Below are 19475 nucleotides of genomic sequence, written 5' to 3'. Positions count from 1 at the left end.
CAAGCCGTATCCGCGCATGAACCAGGAAGGGAACGCATCCGCCGCTTCGGTGGCATCGACTGCATCGGTGGCATCGACCACGCCAGCCGTCGCGCGCGCGAATCGCACGACGCAGGTGGCGATCGTCGCGCTGCCGCCGGTGTCGATGTCGGGCGTGGGCCCGATCGTCGACGCGCTCAATCTCGCCAACGAGATCGACGGCCGCGCGCTCTACCGCTGGCAGATGTACTCGTGGAACGGCCGGCCCGTGCCGCTCGCGGGCGGCGCGCAGTGGCCCGCCGACGGCACCTTCGGCGACGCGCTCGCGTGCGACTGGCTGATCGTCGTGACCGAGCGCTATCAGCAGTTCGCCGACTATCGCCTGTTTCTCGCGAGCCTCGCGCGCCTCGGGCCGCGCACGCCGCTCGTCACCGGCATTCATCACGGCGTCTGGTGGCTCGCGATGGCCGGGCAGTTGCAGGGCTATCGCGTGGCCGTGAACTGGGAGACGTACCAGCAGTTCGCCGAGCAGTTCGAGCGCACCATCGTCACGCAGCATCTCTACGAGATCGACCGCGATCGCGCGACCTGCGCGGGCGGCCAGGCGACGCTCGACTTCATGCTGGCGATGATCGGTCGCGAGCACGGCCCCGAACTCGTGGACCGCATCGCCGACGCGATGGGCGCGAGCGCGCTGCGCGGCGGCGACGAGCGTCAGCGCATTCCGTTCGTGACCGCGCCCGGCGAGCGCCATCCGCGCCTGAACGACGCGCTCATGCTGATGGAAGCGAACATCGAGGATCCGCTCACGACCGACGAGATCGCCGGGCACGTGGGCGTCTCGCGCCGTCAGCTCGAACGCCTGTTCCGGCAGTATCTGAACGCGATGCCGTCGAAGTACTACCTCGGCCTGCGGCTCGCGAAGGCGCGCTCGCAGTTGCAGCGCACCAGCAAGTCGGTGGTGCAGATCAGCCTCGCGTGCGGGTTTTCGTCGGCGGCGCATTTTTCGAACGCGTATCGCGAGCGCTTCGGCGTGACGCCGCGCGAGGATCGCCGCAACTGGATCGAGCGTCAGCACGGCGGCGCGAATCCCGAGCCGCGCGCCGGGGCGCTGGTGGAGCCGCCCGAGCGTGATTGAAGCGTGATTGAAGCGTGATCGAGCCGTCGTGGAAGCGGGCGCGCTCGCCTGACCCGGCGCACGAAAATGGCTCATTCGGGACGGAAAACCCCGCCGCGCCGCCGCTGACGAAAAAACGCGTCGCGCCTGCGCAAGACGTTTGCAGCGCGGTTGCCTACACTGCAACCGATACTCGCTCGATTGAGCCCATTAGCATCCGGTTCGTACCCTAATCGCGCCTCGCGCGGCACGAGCCTGAATCGAGAACCTGAATCGGCACCCGATTCGAGACCACAAGGATTCGCCATGAACGACCAGACTGTGAGCCGCCAGACCTTCGACGAAGTGATGGTGCCGTGCTTCTCGCCGGCGCCGTTCGTGCCCGACCGCGGCGAAGGCTCGCGCGTGTGGGACACCGCCGGGCGCGATTACATCGACTTCGCCTGCGGTATCGCCGTGACCTCGCTCGGCCACGCGCATCCGGAACTGCTCAAGGTGCTGCACGAGCAGGGCGGCAAGCTCTGGCACATCGGCAACGGCTACACCAACGAGCCGGTGCTGCGCCTCGCGAAGAAGCTCGAATCGCTGACGTTCGCCGATCGCGCGTTCTTCGCCAACTCGGGCGCGGAAGCCAACGAAGCCGCGCTCAAGCTCGCGCGCCGCGTCGCCTTCGACCGCCACGGCGAGCAGAAGGCCGAGATCGTCTCGTTCACGCAGTCGTTCCACGGCCGCACCTTCTTCACGGTGAGCGTGGGCGGCCAGCCGAAATATTCGGAAGGCTTCGGTCCGATTCCGCAAGGCATCATCCATCTGCCGTACAACGACATCGACGCCGCGAAGCGCGCGATCGGCCCGCAAACCTGCGCGGTGATCGTCGAGCCGGTGCAGGGCGAAGGCGGCGTGATTCCCGCCGATCCGGCCTTCCTGCGCGCGCTGCGCGAGGCCTGCGACGCGCACGGCGCGCTGCTGATTTTCGACGAAGTGCAAACCGGCGTGGGCCGCACGGGCACCTTCTACGCCTACGAGCAGACCGGCGTGACGCCCGACATCCTGACCACGGCGAAGGCGCTCGGCAACGGTTTCCCGATCGGCGCGATGCTCACGACCGAAGCCATCGCGGCGCACTTCAAGGTGGGCGTGCACGGCACGACCTACGGCGGCAATCCGCTCGGCGCGGCCATCGCGCACAAGGTCGTCGAGCTGATCAGCGACCCGGCGGTGCTGGCGGGCGTGCGCGCACGCGGCGAGACGATCCGCGCGAAGCTCGCGCACTTGAACGCGCGCTTCGACGTGTTCAAGGAAGTGCGCGGCCAGGGTCTGCTGATCGGCGCCGAACTGAACGCACGTTTCGCGGGCCGCGCGAAGGACTTCAACGGCGCGGCGGCGAACCGCGGCGTGATGATGCTGATCGCGGGCCCGGACGTGCTGCGCTTCGCGCCTTCGCTGATCATGCCGGCGGCCGATCTGGACGAGGGCTTCGCGCGCCTCGAACAGGCGTTCGAAGACGTGGTCGGCGCGCGCTGACCGGCGTTCATTCTCGATAACAGGACCGACGATGCTATTCGTTCGCCCCGCCAGGCTTGCCGATCTCGACGCGATCGCGCACATGGCCCGCACCGCGCAGCCCGTGCTGCATTCGCTGCCGCACGACCGCGCGGCGCTGGAAGCGCGCATCGCGCTGTCCGAGGATTCGTTTCGCGCGGACGTCGATTTTCCGGGCGAGGAGTTCTATCTCTTCGTGCTCGAAGATTCGGCGACGGGCCGGCTCGTCGGCACGTCGAGCCTGATCGCGGCGGCGGGCTACTCGGAGCCGTTCTACGCGTTCCGCAACGACGCGCTGATCCACGCCTCGCGCGAGCTGCACGTGAACCGCAAGATTCACGCGCTCACGATGTCGCACGAACTCACGGGCAAGAGCCGCCTCGCGGGCTTCTATATCGATCCCGCCCTGCGCGGCGACGCGGCGGCGCATTTGATGTCGCGCGCGCGCATGATGTACGTGGCGATGAACCGCCGCCGTTTCACGCCCGAGGTGTTCTCGCTGCTGCTCGGCGTGACCGACGACGCGGGCGCCTCGCCGTTCTGGGAAGCGGTGGGCCGCAAGTTCTTCGGGCGCGATTTCAAGGACATCGAAATGGCCTCGGGCGGCAGAAGCCGCACCTTCATCGCCGAAGTGATGCCCGCGTATCCGCTCTACGTGCCGCTGTTGCCGGAAGCGGCGCAGCGCGTGCTCGGCGAGCCCGATCCGCGTGCGCTGCTCGCGTACGAGATTCATCTCGAAGAAGGGTTCGAGCCCGACCGTTATGTCGATATCTTCGACGCGGGTCCGGTGCTCACGGCGCAGGTGGATCGCACGGCGTCGGTTGCGGGCAACGCGACGCGCGTGGTGCGGGAAAGCGCATCCGCGAACGCAGAAGTCTCTGAAACCTATCTGGTCGCCAGCCAGCAAGGCGGAGAGTTCCGCTGCGTGCTCGCCACGCTGCCGGTGCAGGAAGCGTCGACGTACGCGCCGCATGCGCCACACGCACCGCTGGCCCTCGTCGCCGACGCGCCGCTCGACGCCGCCACGCGCGCGGCGCTGAACGTGCAGGACGGCGCGCGCGTGCGCTGCGCGCCGCTGTATCGCGAGACGCCCGACAACGACAATTCGATGGGAGAAGCGCAATGATCGTGGTACGCGTCGTGCAGACGGGCGATGTGGACGCGCTCGTCGCGTTGGCCCAGGAAACCGGCCCCGGTCTCACGACCTTCAAGCCCGACCGGGAGGCGCTGGCCGCGCGCATCGAGCGCACGCGGCGCACGCTCGCGGGCGAAGCCGCGCCGGCCGAGGCGGGCTACTTCTTCGTGATGGAAGACACCGCGAGCGGCGACGTGGCGGGCGTCTGCGGCATCGAAGCGGCCGTGGGCCTCACGCAGCCGTTCTACAACTATCGCGTGAGCACGGTGGTGCACGCGAGTCAGGACCTCGGCATCTGGACGCGCATGCGCGCGCTCAACATCTCGCACGACCTCACCGGTTATGCGGAAGTGTGCTCGCTGTTCCTCTCGCCGCGCCATCGCACGGGCGGCATGGGCGGGCTGCTGTCGCGCTCGCGCTTCATGTTCATCGCGCAGTTCCGCGAGCGTTTTCCGGAACGCATCTGCGCCGAATTGCGCGGCCATTTCGACGACGAAGGCACCTCGCCGTTCTGGCGCGCGGTCGGTTCGCACTTCTATCAGATCGATTTCAATGCCGCCGATTATCTGAGTTCGCATGGCCGCAAGGCGTTTCTCGCCGAGCTGATGCCGCGCTACCCCGTCTACGTCGAACTGCTGCCCGAGGAGGCGCAGGCGTGCGTGGGCCTCACGCATGCGGACACGGTGCCCGCGCGCCGCATGCTCGAAGGCGAAGGGCTGCGCTACGAGAATCACGTCGATATTTTCGATGCGGGCCCCGTGCTCGAATGCCATATCGCCGATTTGCGCACGGTGCGCGAGAGTGTGGTGGTGCCCGTGCGCATCGGCGCGCAGACGGCCGAAGAGGGCGTGCGCTCGCTGGTCTCGAACACCTCGCTCGCGGATTTTCGCGTGGGTTTCGCGCCGGGTGTCGTCAGCGACGGCGCGTTCACGCTGAGCGCGCAGGAAGCGGCCGCGCTCGGCGTGCGCGAAGGCGAGCCGGTGCGCGTGCTGGGCGCCGCGCGGCGTCAGGGCGCGTGAACGTGAACAGGCAGCACGCGCGAGCAAAATAACAGGACGAGTCATGAACGAGCTTTTCATCGATGGGCAATGGTGCGCGGCCTCGGGCGCCGCGTTTGCGTCGCGCAATCCGGGCACGGGCGCGATCGTGTGGAGCGGCAACGCCGCCAACGAGGGCGACGTCGAGCGCGCGGTGAGCGCCGCGCGCCGAGCGTTCCCGGCGTGGTCGAATCTGCCGTTCGAGGCGCGCTGCGAGATCGTCAAGCGCTTCGCGGCGCTCGTCACCGAACGCAAGGAGCAGCTCGCCCAGGCCATCGGCCGCGAAACCGGCAAGCCGCTCTGGGAGGCGCGCACCGAAGCGGCGTCGATGGCGGCCAAGGTCGCGATCTCGATCACCGCCTACCACGAGCGCACCGGCGAAAAGCGCAGCGACATGGCCGACGGCGTGGCCGTGCTGCGTCATCGTCCGCATGGCGTGGTGGCCGTGTTCGGTCCGTACAACTTTCCGGGCCATCTGCCCAACGGCCATATCGTGCCCGCGCTGATCGCCGGCAACACGGTCGTGTTCAAGCCTTCTGAACTCGCGCCCGATGTTGCGCGCGTGACGGTCGAAATCTGGCGCGACGCCGGACTGCCCGCGGGCGTGATGAACCTCGTGCAGGGCGAGCGCGATACCGGCGTGGCGCTCGCGAATCATCGCCAGATCGACGGGCTGTTTTTCACCGGCAGCTCGAACACCGGCACGCATCTGCATCGCCAGTTCGGTGGCCGGCCCGAGATCGTGCTCGCGCTGGAGATGGGCGGTAACAATCCGCTCGTCGTCGCGCCTGTCGACGACGTCGATGCCGCCGTGCATCACGCGATCCAGTCGGCGTTTCTGTCGGCGGGGCAGCGCTGCACCTGCGCGCGCCGCATTCTCGTACCGTCCGATGGGTTCGGCGAGCGCTTTCTGGCGCGCTTCGTCGAGGTGTCGTCGCGCATCGCGGTAGGCGAGTACGACGCCGATCCGCAACCGTTCATGGGCGCGGTGATCTCGGCGCGCGCGGCGGGCAAGCTGATGGAAGCGCAAGCCATGCTGCTCGAACGCGGCGCGAAGGCGTTGCTGCCAATGACGCAGCGCGACCCGGCGCTCGGCTTCGTCACGCCCGGCATTCTCGACGTGACCGGCGTGGCCGATCTGCCCGACGAGGAGCACTTCGGCCCGCTCGCGCAGATCGTGCGCTACGCCGGTTTCGACGACGCCATCGCCCAGGCCAACAACACCGCCTACGGTCTTTCGGCCGGTCTGCTCGCCGACGATGCCGCGCTCTGGCAGCGCTTCTCGCGCGAGATCCGCGCGGGCATCGTCAACTGGAACCGGCCCACCAACGGCGCGTCGAGCGGCGCGCCGTTCGGCGGTCCGGGCCGCTCGGGCAATCACCGTCCGAGCGCGTACTACGCAGCCGACTACTGCGCATGGCCGATGGCCTCGGTGGAAAGCGCACAACTGCAGATGCCCGCGAGCGTTTCGCCGGGCCTTCAATTCTGAGGATCGACGATGAGCCATTCCGCAACCGGATCCAAGGCCACCCTGGAGGCCAATTTCGACGGACTCGTTGGCCCCACGCACAACTACGCGGGGCTGTCGTTCGGCAACGTCGCGTCGCAGAACAACGAGAAGTCGGTCGCGAATCCGCGCGCCGCCGCGCAGCAAGGTCTGCGCAAGATGAAGCGGCTCGCCGATCTCGGCTTCGCGCAGGGCGTGTTGCCGCCGCAGGAGCGGCCGTCGATCCGTCTGCTGCGCGAACTGGGTTTCAGCGGCAAGGAAACCGACGCGATCGCGCGCGCCGCGAAGGACGCGCCCGAACTGCTCGCGGCGGCCAGCTCGGCGTCGGCCATGTGGACCGCGAACGCGGCCACCGTGAGCCCGTCGGCCGATACGCCCGACCGGCGCGTGCATTTCACGCCCGCGAACCTGTGCAGCAAGCTGCATCGCGCGATCGAACACGAGTACACGCGCCGCACGCTCGGCGCGATTTTCGCGGACCCGTCGCACTTCGTGGTGCACGAAGCGCTGCCCGGCACGCCCGCGCTCGGCGATGAAGGCGCGGCCAATCACACGCGTTTTTGCGCGCAGTACGGCGAGCGCGGCGTGGAATTTTTCGTCTACGGCCGCAGCGAATACCGTCGCGGACCGGAGCCGAAGCGCTTTCCGGCGCGTCAGACCTTCGAGGCGAGCCGCGCGATCGCGCAGCGCCACGGCCTGAGCGACGACATCGCCGTGTTCGCGCAGCAGAATCCCGACGTGATCGACGCGGGCGTGTTCCATAACGACGTGATCGCCGTGGGCAACCGCACGACGCTGTTCTGCCACGAACGCGCGTTCGTCGAGCAGGGCAAGGTCTACGACGAACTGCGCGCGAAGCTCGCGGCGCAGGGCGCGCCATTCGACGTGATCGAGGTGCCGGACGCGCAGGTGAGCGTCGCCGACGCGGTCACGTCGTATCTCTTCAACAGCCAGTTGCTGAGCGGCGCGGACGGCAAGCAGGTGCTCGTCGTGCCGCAGGAATGCCGCGAGAACCCGCGCGTGGCGATCTGGCTCGAAGAGCTGGTTGCGAAGCCCGGTCCGATCGACGACGTGCTCGTATTCGATCTGCGCGAGAGCATGAAGAACGGCGGCGGTCCCGCGTGCCTGCGTCTGCGCGTGGTGCTCAGCGAAGCGGAGCGCGCCGCCGTCGCGCCCGGCGTGTGGATGAACGACGCGCTGTTCGCGCGCCTCGACGCGTGGATCGAAAAGCACTATCGCGACCGCCTCGCGCCGCAGGATCTCACCGATCCGGCGCTGCTCGCGGAGTCGCGCACGGCGCTCGACGAACTCACGCAGATTCTCGGCCTAGGCTCGCTCTATGACTTCCAGCGCTGATTCCGCGGTGCTCGCCGATTTTCTCGCCGCGACGCTGGCAGGCCGGCGTCCCGTGCACGACGACGCAAATGCGGGCGCGTGCGCGAACGGCGCGGTGCGCTGGCAGTGGCAGGACGAAGGCGTGCTGTTGCTCGAACCTGTGCACGGCGATGCTGACAAGGATGCCCCGGCGCGCAGCGTGCTGATTTCGGCGGGCGTGCACGGCGACGAAACCGCGCCCATCGAGCTGCTTTCGCAGATGGTCGCGGACATCGCGGCGGGGCGTCTGCCGCTCGCGTGCCGTCTGCTCGTCGTGCTCGGCAACGCGGCCGCGATGCGCGCCGCCACGCGCTACGAAGACGACGACCTCAACCGCCTGTTCGGCGGCCGCCACGCGCGCGTGCCGCAGAGCCGCGAAGCGCCGCGCGCGATCGCGCTCGAACAGGCTGCGCAGCGCTTTTTCGAAGCCGCGCCCGCCGCCGGCACGCGCTGGCACCTCGACCTGCACACGGCGATCCGCGCCTCGGCGTTCGAGCAGTTCGCGCTCTTGCCGTACACGGGCGGCGCGCCCGCGCGCGCGATGTTCGACTGGCTCGCCGACGCACGCATCGCCGCCGTGCTGATCCACACGGAAAAGGGTGCGACGTATTCGTCGTTCACCGCCGACGCGTGCGGCGCGACCGCCTGCACGCTCGAACTCGGCAAGGTGCGTCCGTTCGGCCAGAACGACCTCGCGCGTTTCGCGCACGCGGACGCGGCGATCCGACGGCTCGTCTCGGGCGCGCACGCCGATGCCGATGCGCCGATGCCGCGCGTCTTCACCGTGATCGGCCAGATCACGAAGCAGAGCGACGCGCTGCAACTGCACGTGGCCGCCGACGTCGCCAACTTCACGCCGTTCGCGCGCGGCACCGTGCTCGCCGAGGACGGCGCGTATCGCTATGTCGTCGCGCACGACGAGGAGCGCATCGTGTTCCCTAATCCGTCCGTGAAGCCGGGTTTGCGCGCGGGTCTGCTCGTTGTCGAGACGACCGGCGCAACGCTCGCCGCGCTCGTTTAAGCCGCGTCCGGCGCTCGGGCGGCGCACGCCCGTCGCCGTCCGCCGCTTGCGCATCCACGACATCCAATTGCAATTTCGCCCCGCGCCGTCCGGCTCGCCGACGGCGTAGGGGCGTTTTCGGAGCGCGTGTGCGGGCGCGGTACAATCGCGCCCTCGCGGTTGCTGCGGCGCATCAGAAACGATGCGGCCGTTTGAGCCGCTTTTTTGGCGCAGCGATCCTGCCCCAAGCGCGACGGAGACCACCGGAGCGCGGTGTAAACCGACTGGAAAGAGACACTGATGAACATGAACTGGAACAAGCTGGCCCGCCTCGCGCTCTGCGCGGCCGTCACCGTGGCCGCCGGCGCGGCGCACGCTGCCGATATCAAGGAAATCCGCTTCGGCGTCGAGGCGTCCTATGCGCCGTTCGAATCGAAGTCGCCGAGCGGCGAACTGCAGGGCTTCGACATCGACGTCGGCAACGCCGTCTGCGCGAAGCTCAAGGCGAAGTGCGTGTGGGTTGAAAACTCGTTCGACGGCCTGATTCCGGCGCTCGAAGCGCGCAAGTTCAACGCGATCAACTCGGACATGACGATCACCGACCAGCGTCGTCAGGCGATCGACTTCACCGATCCGATCTACGCGATCCCGAACCAGATGATCGCGAAGAAGGGCAGCCCGTTGCTGCCGACGCCGGCATCGCTGAAGGGCAAGCACGTGGGCGTGCTGCAAGGCACGATCCAGGAGTCGTATGCGAAGGCCAAGTGGGCGCCCGCGGGCGTCGACGTCGTGCCTTACCAGACGCAGGACCAGATCTATGCCGATCTCGCCTCGGGTCGTCTGGACGCCGCGTTCCAGGACGCCGAAGCCGCGTCGAAGGGCTTTCTGAACAAGCCGCAAGGCGCGGGCTTCGCGTTCGCGGGTCCGCAGGTCGTCGACGCCAAGCTGCTGGGCGAGGGCGTGGGCTACGGCGTGCGCAAGAACGACGCGGCGCTCAAGGCCGCGCTCAACGGCGCGCTGAAGGAACTGAAGGCCGACGGCACGATCGACAAGATCGCCGCCAAATACTTCGACGTGAAGGTCGTGCTGAAGTAAGCGCACGCGGTGTCATCGTGTAGCGCCCGACCGGCCGGTTGACACCGGCCGGTATTTTTTACGCATCGATAATTCGGAATCCGGAATAATGGCCGCGCCCGCCGCTGTATCTGGCCCTGCGCGCGCCGCATTGAACGCGTAACATGGCGATTATTTTCGTGAATTGAGCGTCCGCTTCATAGGCTGGACGTATCCGCCAGGATAAAATCTTTGCGGGTAAGAAAGAGTAAGAATTAAAGGTGGAAACGGGAATGCGCCGCGGCGCCGCATCGCGGTCCGCAGGCGAGCAAGAAGAAGTCGAACGAAGAGAGACCAGACGGGCGCGACGAAAAACGTGGCGCCACGCGGGGGACCCATGAGCTTCAATACCGCAGACCAGCACACGTCAGGTGCCGTGGCCGGCACGCCTTCGGGCGCGCCGGCCGGCGCCACGCAGGACCGGGCCGATTCCGTCGAAGTGTATTTCGCGCGCTTGCCGCTGCTCGATCGCGACGGCATGTTGTGCGCCTACGAAACCTTGCCGCGCATCGTCGCGCGCGAAGGCGAACCGGCCGACAGTCACACGCCCGCCGACCCCGCAAACGCGGCGAACGCGGTGCAAGGGCTCACGCTCGCGCCGCCGTCACAGGCCGCCGTGCTCGTGGAGGCGTTCACGCGGCCCGCGCTGCGCGCCGCGCTCACGGGCCATCCGGCATGGATCGACGTGACGCGCGAGATGCTGTTCGACGACGCGCTGCTGCGTCTGCCCGCCGATCGCGTCACCTTCGAATTGCCGATCGACGTGGGCGCCGACCCCGAGGTGATCGCGCGCATCGTCAAGCTGCATGGCAAGCGCTTTCGCTTCGCGCTCGACAACGTTACGAAAGCCGACGAATCGTTCGCGAAGCTGCTGCCTTACGTGGACGCGATCAAGATCGACATTCGCGACATCGCGGCCACGATGCTGCCGAAGTTCGCGAGCGTGCTCAAGGCGGCGGGCAAGCTGCTCGTCGCGCTGGGCGTCGAAAACAAGGACGACTACGAACGCGTGCATGCGCTCGGCTTCGACCGCTTTCAGGGCTATTACTTCACGAAGCCGCACGGCGGCGCGCGCCGCGCGAGCGCCTCGCGCCAGGCGCTGCTGAACCTGCTGCAACTGCTCGCCTCCGAGCCCACGGTGATGCAGCTCGAAGCGGAGCTCAAGCTCAATCCCGTGCTTGTGATGCATCTGATGCGGCTCGCGAATTCGAGCAGCTTCGCGCCCGGCCGCAAGGTCACCACGCTGCGCGAGGCGATCAACGCCACCGGCACCAACCGCATCGCGCGCTGGACGCAACTGCTGCTGTACGCGGACGGCCGCAAGATTTCCCTCGAAGACGACCCGATGCTGCAACTCGCGGCCACGCGCGCGCGCTTCATGGAAATGGCGGCGGCGGTGTTGCCCGAAGCCGGTCCGACCGAAGAAGATTCGGCGTTTCTCGTGGGCGTGTTCTCGTTCGTCGATGCCGTGTTCGGCGGCCCGATCGAAGGCGCGCTCGAAGTGCTGCGTCTCGCCAAGCCGATCCGCGCGGCGATCCTGCGCCGCGAAGGCGTGCTTGGGCAATTGCTCAATGCGAGCGAGGCGCTGGAGCGCGGCGACTGGTCCGCCGTGGATGCGGCGTGCGAACATCTCGCGCCGCTCGACGCGGGCGCGGTGTCGGCGCTGGCCTTGCAGGCGGCCGAATGGGCGGGCATGGCCGAGCGCGATGCGCAAGCGCAGGGGCTCGTTCAAGTCGAGGAGTAAGGGCGCACGGTTATTCACGCAGAAAAACAAACGGGGCGCCAGGCGCCCCGTTTTGCTTTAGAACGACAACGCCGCCTGGCGACGACGCTCGCGAGTCGAGATCAGCTCGAGGTTTTCGCCAGGGTCTTCACCGCATCGCCGGCAAAGAAGCGCGCGAGTTCGTGCGCGAGCTCGTTGAGCGCGCTCATTTCCTTCTGCGAGATGCGGCGCGGTTCCTGGCTCGTCATCCAGTCGCCGTAGAGCAGGGCGACGGGCGGTTCGCCCTGTGCGGCGACCGGCAGCAGCACGAAGGCGCGCGTGTCGTCGAAACGCGCGCGATACCAGCCCGGCAGACGCGTGAGCATCTTCGGGTCCTGGGCATTCTCGATGAAGATGCCCACCGAGTTGGCGATCGCCAGATGGAATACATCGGGCTGGAAAGTCGCGCTGAACGTGAGCTTGTCGAGACCGTCTTCCACGTCGGGGCCGAAGCCGCGCTGCGCTTCGAACATGTTCGCGCCGCGTCGCACGAACACGACCGTGCGCGCAAAGCCGAGGCCCGCGAGCACGGTTTCGGTGGCGAGCGTGAGCGCCGCCGAGAGCGCGCTGTCGGGCGGCAGGGCGCGCAGATCCTCGACGCCCGCGGCGATGCGCGCCTCGGGATCGAGCGCCTCGCGCGCGATGGCGTCCGCGTTCGCGCGCAGTTCGACGATCTCGCGCATCACGCCGTCGTCGGCTTCCTCGTTGGCGAGCGCGAGGCTCATCTGCACCAGCGTTTCCGGATCGGTGTTGAGCGCGCGGCCGTAGTACTGCGCGAGTTCGGCGATGTGCTCCTCGCGCACTTCGTCGGTCAGCCCGGGCGTGGTCAGCACGCGCGCGACTTCCGTCGAGTAGTTCGTGATGGCGCGCAGCCACTGCACCTGGCGCGACTCGGTGCCGGCCGGGTCGTACTCGCCCATGCCTTCGCGGATGGCCTCGGGCAGGCGCCAGCGCGCGGCCGCGTCCTGGCCGATTTCGGCGAAGGTCACGCCGAGCACGTCGATGCAGGCTTCGTCCTCGCTCGTGCCCGCGTCGCATTCGCGGCGGATCTGGTCCCACTCGGGTTCGAGATAGAACACCACGAGCAGCTTGCCGACCTGGCGCATCAGCGTGCAGACCACGGCTTCCTCGCCCGCGCGCAGGTCGCCGCGCTCGGTGAGCTTGCGCGCGACGCAGCCAGACAGCAGGGTGCGGTTCAGTTCGAGTTTGGCGTCGATGCGGCGCGGCGCGCTGTGATGGAAGTGATCGACGATCTTCAGGCCGACCACGAGATGGCCGACCGCGTCCATGCCGAGCACCATCAGCGCGCGCGTGACGGTCGTGATGTTGCCGCCGAAGGCCATGTACATGGCCGAGTTGGCGAGGCGCAGCACTTTTTGCGTGAGCGCGAAGTCCGACAGCACGACTTTCACGAGCGCGCCGAAGTCGTAGTCGTCGTTGGTCATGGCCGCGACCGTCGTGCGCAGCGATTGCGACAGCATGGGGAAGTCGCCGCGCTCGTTCATGCGAGCCCAGAGCCGGTCGAGCAGGACTGCCTTTACCATCTGAACCATGTCAATTTCGCAAAAGCCCAGCGTATATCGGTGTCGCCATCAGTGCACTCCGTGAAGGTGCAGACTGCGCGACTCGAACCGCTGCGAGAGTTCCTCCGATGGCAACGCCTTACAGACGAGCCATCCCTGGATGTGGTCGCAGCCCATCTTCGTGAGCAATTCGCGCTGCGCCTCGGTTTCGACGCCCTCGGCGACGAGTTCGAGTTCGAGCGTGCGCGCAAGGCCCACCACGGCGTTGACGATCGCCTGATCGTTGCGCGAGGTGAGCAGGTTCTCCACGAAGCTGCGGTCGATCTTCAGTTTCGAAAGCGGAAACCGCTGCAGGTACGCAAGACTCGAATAGCCCGTGCCGAAGTCGTCCACGGCGAAGCGGATGCCGAGGCCCGTCAGCTCTTCGAGCAGCTTGACCGCGTGCTGCGGGTCCTGCATCAGCAGGCTTTCGGTAATCTCGAACACCAGTCGGCGCGGATCGAGCCCGGTGAGCTGGATCGCTTCCTGAACGCTGTCCTTGAATCTCGGATTGCGGAACTGCTGCGGCGATACGTTGACCGCAATGTACTGCAAGGAGATGCCTTGCTCGTCCCATTGCGTCAACTGCATGCAGGCCGCTTTCAAAACCCAGTTGCCGAGATAATTAATCAGGCCGACGGATTCCGCAAGGGGAATAAATGTTGAGGGCGGCACGAGCCCATGCAATGGATGTTGCCAGCGGATCAGCGCCTCGACCCCCACGACGCCCCGCGTGGCGCTGCTCGTGATGGGTTGATAGTGCAGCGAAAACTCGCCGTTGCGCACGCCGTCGTAGAGGTCGGACTCCAGCTTCAGCAGCATCGCGTCGGTCGGATCGTCGTCGGGCACGTGCAACATCATCGTGTTGCCGCCCGCCGCCTTGGCCTGTTGCAGCGCCTGGTCGGCGCGGCGGATCAGCGGCGTGCTGTCGGCCTGGATATCGTTCAGGTCGTGCGCGGTCTCGTGCGGATCTTCGCGCAGGATGCCGGGCAGGCCGCCTTGCGCGCGCTGGTCCGGATAGAACGCAATGCCGATGCTTGCCGACAGATGCACGGGCTGGTCGCGGAACGTATAGGGCTGCAGGATCGACGTGAGCAGGCGGCGCGCGAGCGCTTCGGCGGTCACGCGCAGATCGCCGGGGCTCGCGTTGAGCTGCGGCGTGATCAGGATCGCGAACTCGTCGCTGCCGATGCGGGTGATCAGCTCGCCTTGCAGCGCGAGATGCGTGAGGCGGCGCGCGGTTTCGCGCAGCAGTTCGTCGCCGGCGTCGTAGCCGAGCGCGCGGTTCACGCGTTGATAGTCGTCGAGATCGAGCAGCAGCAGCGCGATCGGCAGGCCGTGACGGTCGGCTTCGGCCTGGGCGCTTTCGAGCGCGGGACCGAGCGCCGCCTGGTTCGGCAAGCCGGTCAGCGGGTCGTGATGCAGCGCGTGCGTGAGGCGTGCGGCGTCGCCTTGCCATGCGGAGACATCGAAGCCCGCGACCGCGAAGCCGTCCATGCCCGCATAGGCCGCGCGCTGCACGCGCAGCTCCACGGCGAGCGGGTAGGTGAGCGCCTTGACGAGGTCGACAGTGTCCTTCTCGACGGCGCCGCTGTCGAGCGCGCGCGCGAACAGCTCGCTGAGCCGCGTCTGATGTTCGGGCGCCACGAGGTCGTGCAGCGTCGCGCCGAGCAGGAACTCGCGGTGATAACCGGCGAAGCGCAGGCTCGCATCGGAGACATAGAGGAAGCGCAGGTTGCGGTCCACGTGCACGAGGAAGTCGACGGCCGCCGCCGTGTGTTCGAACGAACGCGAGACAGCGTCGGACGGCGCTTCGAGCATGCGCGCGGCCAGCGTCATGTCGTGCGGCGCGTCATGCGCGTCAGGCAGCAGCGGCGCGCCGCTCGTGGAGGCGAGCGGGACGCCGGCTTCGACAGGCAGCCCGGCGCGCGTGCGCAGCCGGCCGATGACCGAGCGCAGCCAGCCCGGGCGGGGCGCGGTGATCCTGTTCGCTTCCATGTGTATCGCTGGCAACCCTTGATCTGATCGTTGTTGCGCCGGTTCTCCAGGCGGCACGCCAGAGCGTGAGGCCACGGTGGTCCGGTCGGCGGGCGCATCGGCATCCGGCTGAACACGCCCATCAGACCGTGATATCGACCTTGCGCGCAAAATCTTTAGTGTCAAAACCGAAACACAACGGAAATTTCGACCCGTGTGCGAACTCGCGGCATCGAGCGGTGTCAGCGCACGCAGTTTCGGTTAAAGTGGCGCCGGCAGCCTGCCCGCGCCGATGCGCGATGCATACGCTCGCCGCGCCCGGAGGCTTGTCTGAGCGGCCAGGCATCCGGAGCGAAGGTCCGTTGAGAGCCTGTCCGCAGGGACAAATTTCTTACCGGTTATTACCACTACCGTCGGGACCTGCTGTCCGGGATTATCCGCTCCAGTCATCCGCCATGTCAGATTCATCGTCATCGTCCGCCAGGCCGGAACACGGGGCCAGCGCAGGCGGCCAGGAGCCCATGCAACACGCAGCGGGCCTCGGTGGGCAGCCGTTCGTCTATCTCGGGCGGCAACCGATCCTCGACCGCAACGGCGCGCTGAACGCCTACGAGCTGCTGTTTCGCGGCGGCGCGCAAAATCGCGCCGAAGTCTTCGACGACCGCCATGCCACCGCTCAGGTGATGACGCGCACGATGGGCCAGCTCGGCGTGCCCGCCGTGCTCGGGCGCCATCACGGCTACGTCAACATGAGCCGCGAGCTGCTGTTCGACGACATCGTGCATCTGCTGCCGCCGGGCCGCTTCGTGCTCGAAGTGCTCGAACATGTGGGCCTGGATGTCGCCGTGCTCGAACGTCTCGCGCAGTTGCGCCGCGTGGGCTATCGCATTGCATTCGACGACGTGAGCGCGCTCACCGACAACCTGCGCCGCGCGCTGCCTTACGCGGACATCGTCAAGGTCGATCTGCTGCAGACCGATCGCGCCGAACTGCCCGCGCTGGCCGCCGCCATCTCCGCCGCGGGCAAGACGCTGATCGCCGAAAAGGTCGAGACGCGCGAGGACTTCGAGTACGCGCGCGACCTCGGCTTCGAGCTGTTCCAGGGCTACTTCTTCGCGCGTCCGCAGATGCTGCGCGCGCCGCGCATGCGCGCGTCGCGTCTTGCGCTCGTGCGTCTGCTCGCGCTGGTCGCGAGCGACGTGGGCGTGGCCGCGCTCGAACATGAATTGCGCAGTCATCCGGGCGTGGTGGTGCAGTTGCTGCGCCTCGTGAATTCGAGCGCGTATGCGCCGGGGCGGCCGATCTCGTCGCTGCGCGAGGCGGTGCTGGCTGCGGGCACGCGCCAGATCGCGCGCTGGGCGCAGTTGCTGCTTTACGCAAGCGGACGCGATCTGCCGTGGGCGTCCGATCCGCTCGTGCAACTCGCGGGCACGCGCTCGCACTTCATGGAACTCGCCGCGCGCAGTCTCGCGCCGAACGACCCCGATTTCGCCGATGCCGCGTTCATGACCGGGATCTTCTCGCTCGTGCACGTGCTGGTCGGTTCGACGGCCACCGATACGCTCGAAGGCCTCGGCCTCGCGCGCGAGATCACCGCGGCCGTCGACGGCCAGCATGGCGAACTCGGCATGCTGCTGCGCGTCGCGCATGCGTGCGAACGCGGCGACGAGACCCGGGCGCAGACGCTCATCGCCGAAGCGGGCGGGCGCTTCTCCACGCTCACGCCGCCGCTGCTTGGCGAGCTCAATCTGTGGGCGGGCGCGTGGTTCTCGGCCTACGCGGACGGTTGATCCGCGCGCGTTGAAAGTCGCGTGTAAGGGCATGCGGATTGCTCGTTCGCGTTCGCCGCACGTGGCTGCATGCGCGCTCTGCGTGCACGCGCGGACTGTGGTCCAATAGGGGCGGCGCCGAAGACCCGTGGCGGTCCGTCGCGGGCCGCGGTCCCGGCGCTCCATTCGTGCCCCATCGAGGACATCCGAGGACATCCGCTATGAAACCGAGGTATTTCGCGGCCGGCGCCGCGGCGCTCGTGTGCGCCGGCCTGTCGCTGTTCGCCCTGACTGCGCAGGCCACGCTCAAGCCGGGCGACGCCGCGCCCGATTTCACGACCCAGGCGTCGCTGGGCGGCAAAACCTACACGTACTCGCTCGCTTCCGAGCTCAAGAAGGGACCGGTGGTGGTGTACTTCTATCCGGCCGCGTTCACGAAGGGCTGCACGATCGAAGCGCACGAATTCGCCGAAGCCGTCGACGAGTACAAGAAGTACGGCGCGACCGTGATCGGCGTGTCGCACGACAACATCGGCACGCTCACGAAGTTCTCGGTGAGCGAGTGCCGCAGCAAGTTCCCCGTCGCCGCCGACGAAGACTCGAAGATCATCAAGTCCTACGACGCCTCGATGCCGATGCACGAGTCGATGGCCAACCGCGTCTCGTACGTGATCGCGCCGGACGGCAAGGTGATCTACGAGTACACGAGTCTCTCGCCCGATCAGCACGTGGAAAACACGCTGCGCGCCGTGAAGGAATGGGCCGCGCAGCATCCGCAGCAATAAGGCGCGCGGCGCGCATGGCGTGAAGGCTGCGCGCGCCGGTTGATGCGCTGTTTTGCGCGCTGTTTCGTGCGCTGTTTCGTGCGTTGTTATGTGCGTTGCTTCGTCCGCTGTGTCCTTGCGCGTCGCCCGCCGTGTGCCGGCGACGCCGCCTCCTCTCTCTTTGCTTTTGCCGTTTCCCGCATGCCGATTCTCGTTCTGCTCTTCGCGTTCGCCGCGCTCGTCTATGGCGCGGTGTGGTCGTTTCATGCGCTCGCCGCGCGCTTCGGACTCGGCGTGGCCGTGGGCGTGGCGGTGGTGGTCGCGGTGGCGATCGTGGCGTTGGTCGCGCGCTGGTGGCGTCGTCGGCAAGCGGTTGCGCCCAATCTGCGCGGCGACGGCGACTGGACGCACCGTGTCTCGGGCGCCTGGGGCGAGGCGCGGCTCGCGGCGGGCAAGCGGCTGTGCGAAGTCACGTGCGAGGGCGCGCACGGCGCCTATATCTTCGCGGATCTGCACGACGCGCAGGCGCAACGCGACGCCAACGGCTGGCACGTTGCGCTGCGTGTCAGCGATGCAAAACACCCGCTTTGGCAATTGCCGATGCCCGGCGAGGGCGAAGCGAAACGCTGGGCGCGCATCTTTACGCTGGCGATCGTGCAGCGGCTTTGAGGGCGGTTCTAAGCGCGTGACGAAGCGCTTGACGTTGCAGTCGTTCATGAACTTGCGCGCGGACAAACCAGACGCAATCGTGTGTCTCGCGCGTAGGCAAACGGCGCGCAAACGCCGCTGATGCGTCGCGCGACGGTGGCATACTCGCACGCCAGCCGCGCGGGCCGGGCGATCCGCGAAATCCCTGCGAATCCCCGCGATTTATGCGATTTATGCGATTCATGCGATCCCCCGAGGCCGTCTTGAAGCCTGGCCGCGCGCCCCCACATTTTCTTACGCCGACGATTGCCATGTTCCGAACCCTGAGTGTTTCCCTCGCGCTCGCCGCCGCTTGCGGCACGCTGCTGACTGCCTGCGACCAGCAGAAGGTCGCCGACGCCGTCAACGCGGTCAAGCCCGACGCGATGGCGTTCGGCGGGCTCAAGATCGGCGTGTCGACGGTCGAGGACGTGCGCGCGTCGGCGGGCAAACCCGAAATCGTCTGGCAGAACGACGACGGCACGGAACGCCTCGAATACCCGCGTGGTCCGAACGGACTGAATACGTGGATGCTGGATTTCGACGCGGATGGCAAACTCGTCGCCATGACCCAGGCGCTGACGGCGCTGAATATCGCTCAGGTGGTGCCCGGCATGACGCAGGACGACGTGCGCAAGCTGCTCGGCAAGCCGGCGACGGTGTCGAAGTACGCGCTGAGCCACGAGGAAGTGTGGAGCTGGCATTGGGCCGAAGGCGGCGTCGCCGGCGACGGCATGTTCAATGCGCATTTTTCGCCGGATGGCCTGGTGATCCGGACGTCGCGCTCGGACGCGCCGGGGCACGAACAGCACTGAGGCGTGCTGACGGACGAGGAGGTTGAGATGAAGCGTTTGGCCTGGCTGTTGAAAATCGTGAGGGGCGATGCGCGCGTCCTGTGGTTTGCGCTGCGGCAACCGAACCGGCCGGCGTGGCTGGTGCCCTCGGCGGCGTTGCTCACGCTTTATGCGCTCGCGCCGTTCAATATCGCGCTGCCGCTCGTCGGCGTTGTCGACGATGGGATCGTCGTGCCGGTGCTGCTGCATCTGATGGTGGCGTGCCTGCCGGTCGCTTTGAGGCGAGCGGCGAGGTGAGCAGGAAATCAAGCGGCACATTCAGCGCCGCTTCAAAGCGGAAAGCGCATTAAAAAAGG

General features: G+C 67.4%; 16 protein-coding genes. 14 read left to right on the top strand and 2 right to left on the bottom strand.

Annotated elements, in window-relative coordinates:
• The first annotated feature begins 145 nt into the window (after positions 1-145).
• The 9 genes from BMY06_RS26850 (at position 146) to BMY06_RS26810 (ending at position 11548) form a co-directional block, all read left to right on the top strand.
• Positions 146-1117 (top strand): GlxA family transcriptional regulator, encoded by a 972-nt coding sequence (locus tag BMY06_RS26850; RefSeq protein ID WP_234775295.1) that lies wholly within the window; start codon positions 146-148, stop codon positions 1115-1117.
• 285 nt (positions 1118-1402) lie between these two features.
• Positions 1403-2620: an aspartate aminotransferase family protein gene (locus BMY06_RS26845; protein WP_074986335.1), complete on the top strand. Its 1218-nt coding sequence runs from the start codon at positions 1403-1405 to the stop codon at positions 2618-2620.
• A gap of 31 nt (positions 2621-2651) precedes the next feature.
• Positions 2652-3764, top strand: a complete 1113-nt coding sequence (gene aruF / locus BMY06_RS26840; RefSeq protein ID WP_074986333.1) for an arginine/ornithine succinyltransferase subunit alpha — start codon at positions 2652-2654, stop codon at positions 3762-3764.
• Positions 3761-4792, top strand: coding sequence for an arginine N-succinyltransferase (gene astA, locus BMY06_RS26835; protein ID WP_065061193.1), 1032 nt, complete (start codon positions 3761-3763; stop codon positions 4790-4792). Before aruF ends, astA begins: the two co-directional genes overlap by 4 nt.
• Before the next feature lie 43 nt (positions 4793-4835).
• The gene (gene astD, locus BMY06_RS26830) at positions 4836-6299 is read left to right on the top strand and encodes a succinylglutamate-semialdehyde dehydrogenase (RefSeq protein ID WP_065061194.1); all 1464 of its coding nucleotides are present in this window, start codon (positions 4836-4838) and stop codon (positions 6297-6299) included.
• A gap of 9 nt (positions 6300-6308) precedes the next feature.
• Positions 6309-7673, top strand: coding sequence for an N-succinylarginine dihydrolase (gene astB / locus BMY06_RS26825; RefSeq protein WP_074986331.1), 1365 nt, complete (start codon positions 6309-6311; stop codon positions 7671-7673).
• Entirely contained in the window at positions 7657-8712 is a 1056-nt protein-coding gene (gene astE / locus BMY06_RS26820) for a succinylglutamate desuccinylase (RefSeq protein WP_074986330.1), read from the top strand. Before astB ends, astE begins: the two co-directional genes overlap by 17 nt.
• 279 nt (positions 8713-8991) lie before the next feature.
• A complete protein-coding gene (locus BMY06_RS26815; RefSeq protein WP_065061197.1) occupies positions 8992-9786 on the top strand; it encodes an ABC transporter substrate-binding protein in 795 nt (264 codons plus the stop codon).
• A 355-nt stretch (positions 9787-10141) separates the two neighbouring features.
• On the top strand, positions 10142-11548 hold the full coding sequence (locus tag BMY06_RS26810; RefSeq protein ID WP_074986328.1) for an EAL and HDOD domain-containing protein: 1407 nt from the start codon (positions 10142-10144) through the stop codon (positions 11546-11548).
• A gap of 101 nt (positions 11549-11649) precedes the next feature.
• Here the strand turns inward: BMY06_RS26810 and BMY06_RS26805 are convergent, their stop codons facing one another.
• A complete protein-coding gene (locus BMY06_RS26805; RefSeq protein WP_065061247.1) occupies positions 11650-13110 on the bottom strand; it encodes an HDOD domain-containing protein in 1461 nt (486 codons plus the stop codon).
• Between the two features lie 48 nt (positions 13111-13158).
• A complete protein-coding gene (locus BMY06_RS26800) occupies positions 13159-15126 on the bottom strand; it encodes a putative bifunctional diguanylate cyclase/phosphodiesterase (RefSeq protein ID WP_074986327.1) in 1968 nt (655 codons plus the stop codon).
• A gap of 500 nt (positions 15127-15626) precedes the next feature.
• On the opposite strand from BMY06_RS26800, the gene BMY06_RS26795 reads away from it, so the two are divergent.
• The 5 genes from BMY06_RS26795 to BMY06_RS26775 all read left to right on the top strand — a co-directional run bounded on the left by BMY06_RS26795 (position 15627) and on the right by BMY06_RS26775 (position 19416).
• The gene (locus tag BMY06_RS26795; protein WP_110329351.1) at positions 15627-16895 is read left to right on the top strand and encodes an EAL and HDOD domain-containing protein; all 1269 of its coding nucleotides are present in this window, start codon (positions 15627-15629) and stop codon (positions 16893-16895) included.
• Positions 16896-17095: 200 nt separating this feature from the next.
• The gene (locus BMY06_RS26790; protein ID WP_065061200.1) at positions 17096-17659 is read left to right on the top strand and encodes a peroxiredoxin; all 564 of its coding nucleotides are present in this window, start codon (positions 17096-17098) and stop codon (positions 17657-17659) included.
• Between the two features lie 180 nt (positions 17660-17839).
• A complete protein-coding gene (locus BMY06_RS26785) occupies positions 17840-18307 on the top strand; it encodes a hypothetical protein (protein WP_074986323.1) in 468 nt (155 codons plus the stop codon).
• A gap of 290 nt (positions 18308-18597) precedes the next feature.
• Positions 18598-19140 carry an outer membrane protein assembly factor BamE domain-containing protein gene (gene bamE / locus BMY06_RS26780; protein ID WP_074986322.1) on the top strand — a complete coding sequence of 181 codons (543 nt, stop codon included), beginning with the start codon at positions 18598-18600 and terminating at the stop codon, positions 19138-19140.
• A gap of 3 nt (positions 19141-19143) precedes the next feature.
• Positions 19144-19416 (top strand): hypothetical protein, encoded by a 273-nt coding sequence (locus tag BMY06_RS26775; protein ID WP_244144301.1) that lies wholly within the window; start codon positions 19144-19146, stop codon positions 19414-19416.
• The last annotated feature ends 59 nt before the right edge of the window (positions 19417-19475 follow it).

The sequence above is a fragment of the Paraburkholderia tropica genome (assembly GCF_900109265.1).
Classification (GTDB): Bacteria; Pseudomonadota; Gammaproteobacteria; order Burkholderiales; family Burkholderiaceae; genus Paraburkholderia; species Paraburkholderia tropica.
Note: the sequence above shows the minus strand (reverse complement) of the source record. Positions and strands in the feature narration are given on the sequence as shown.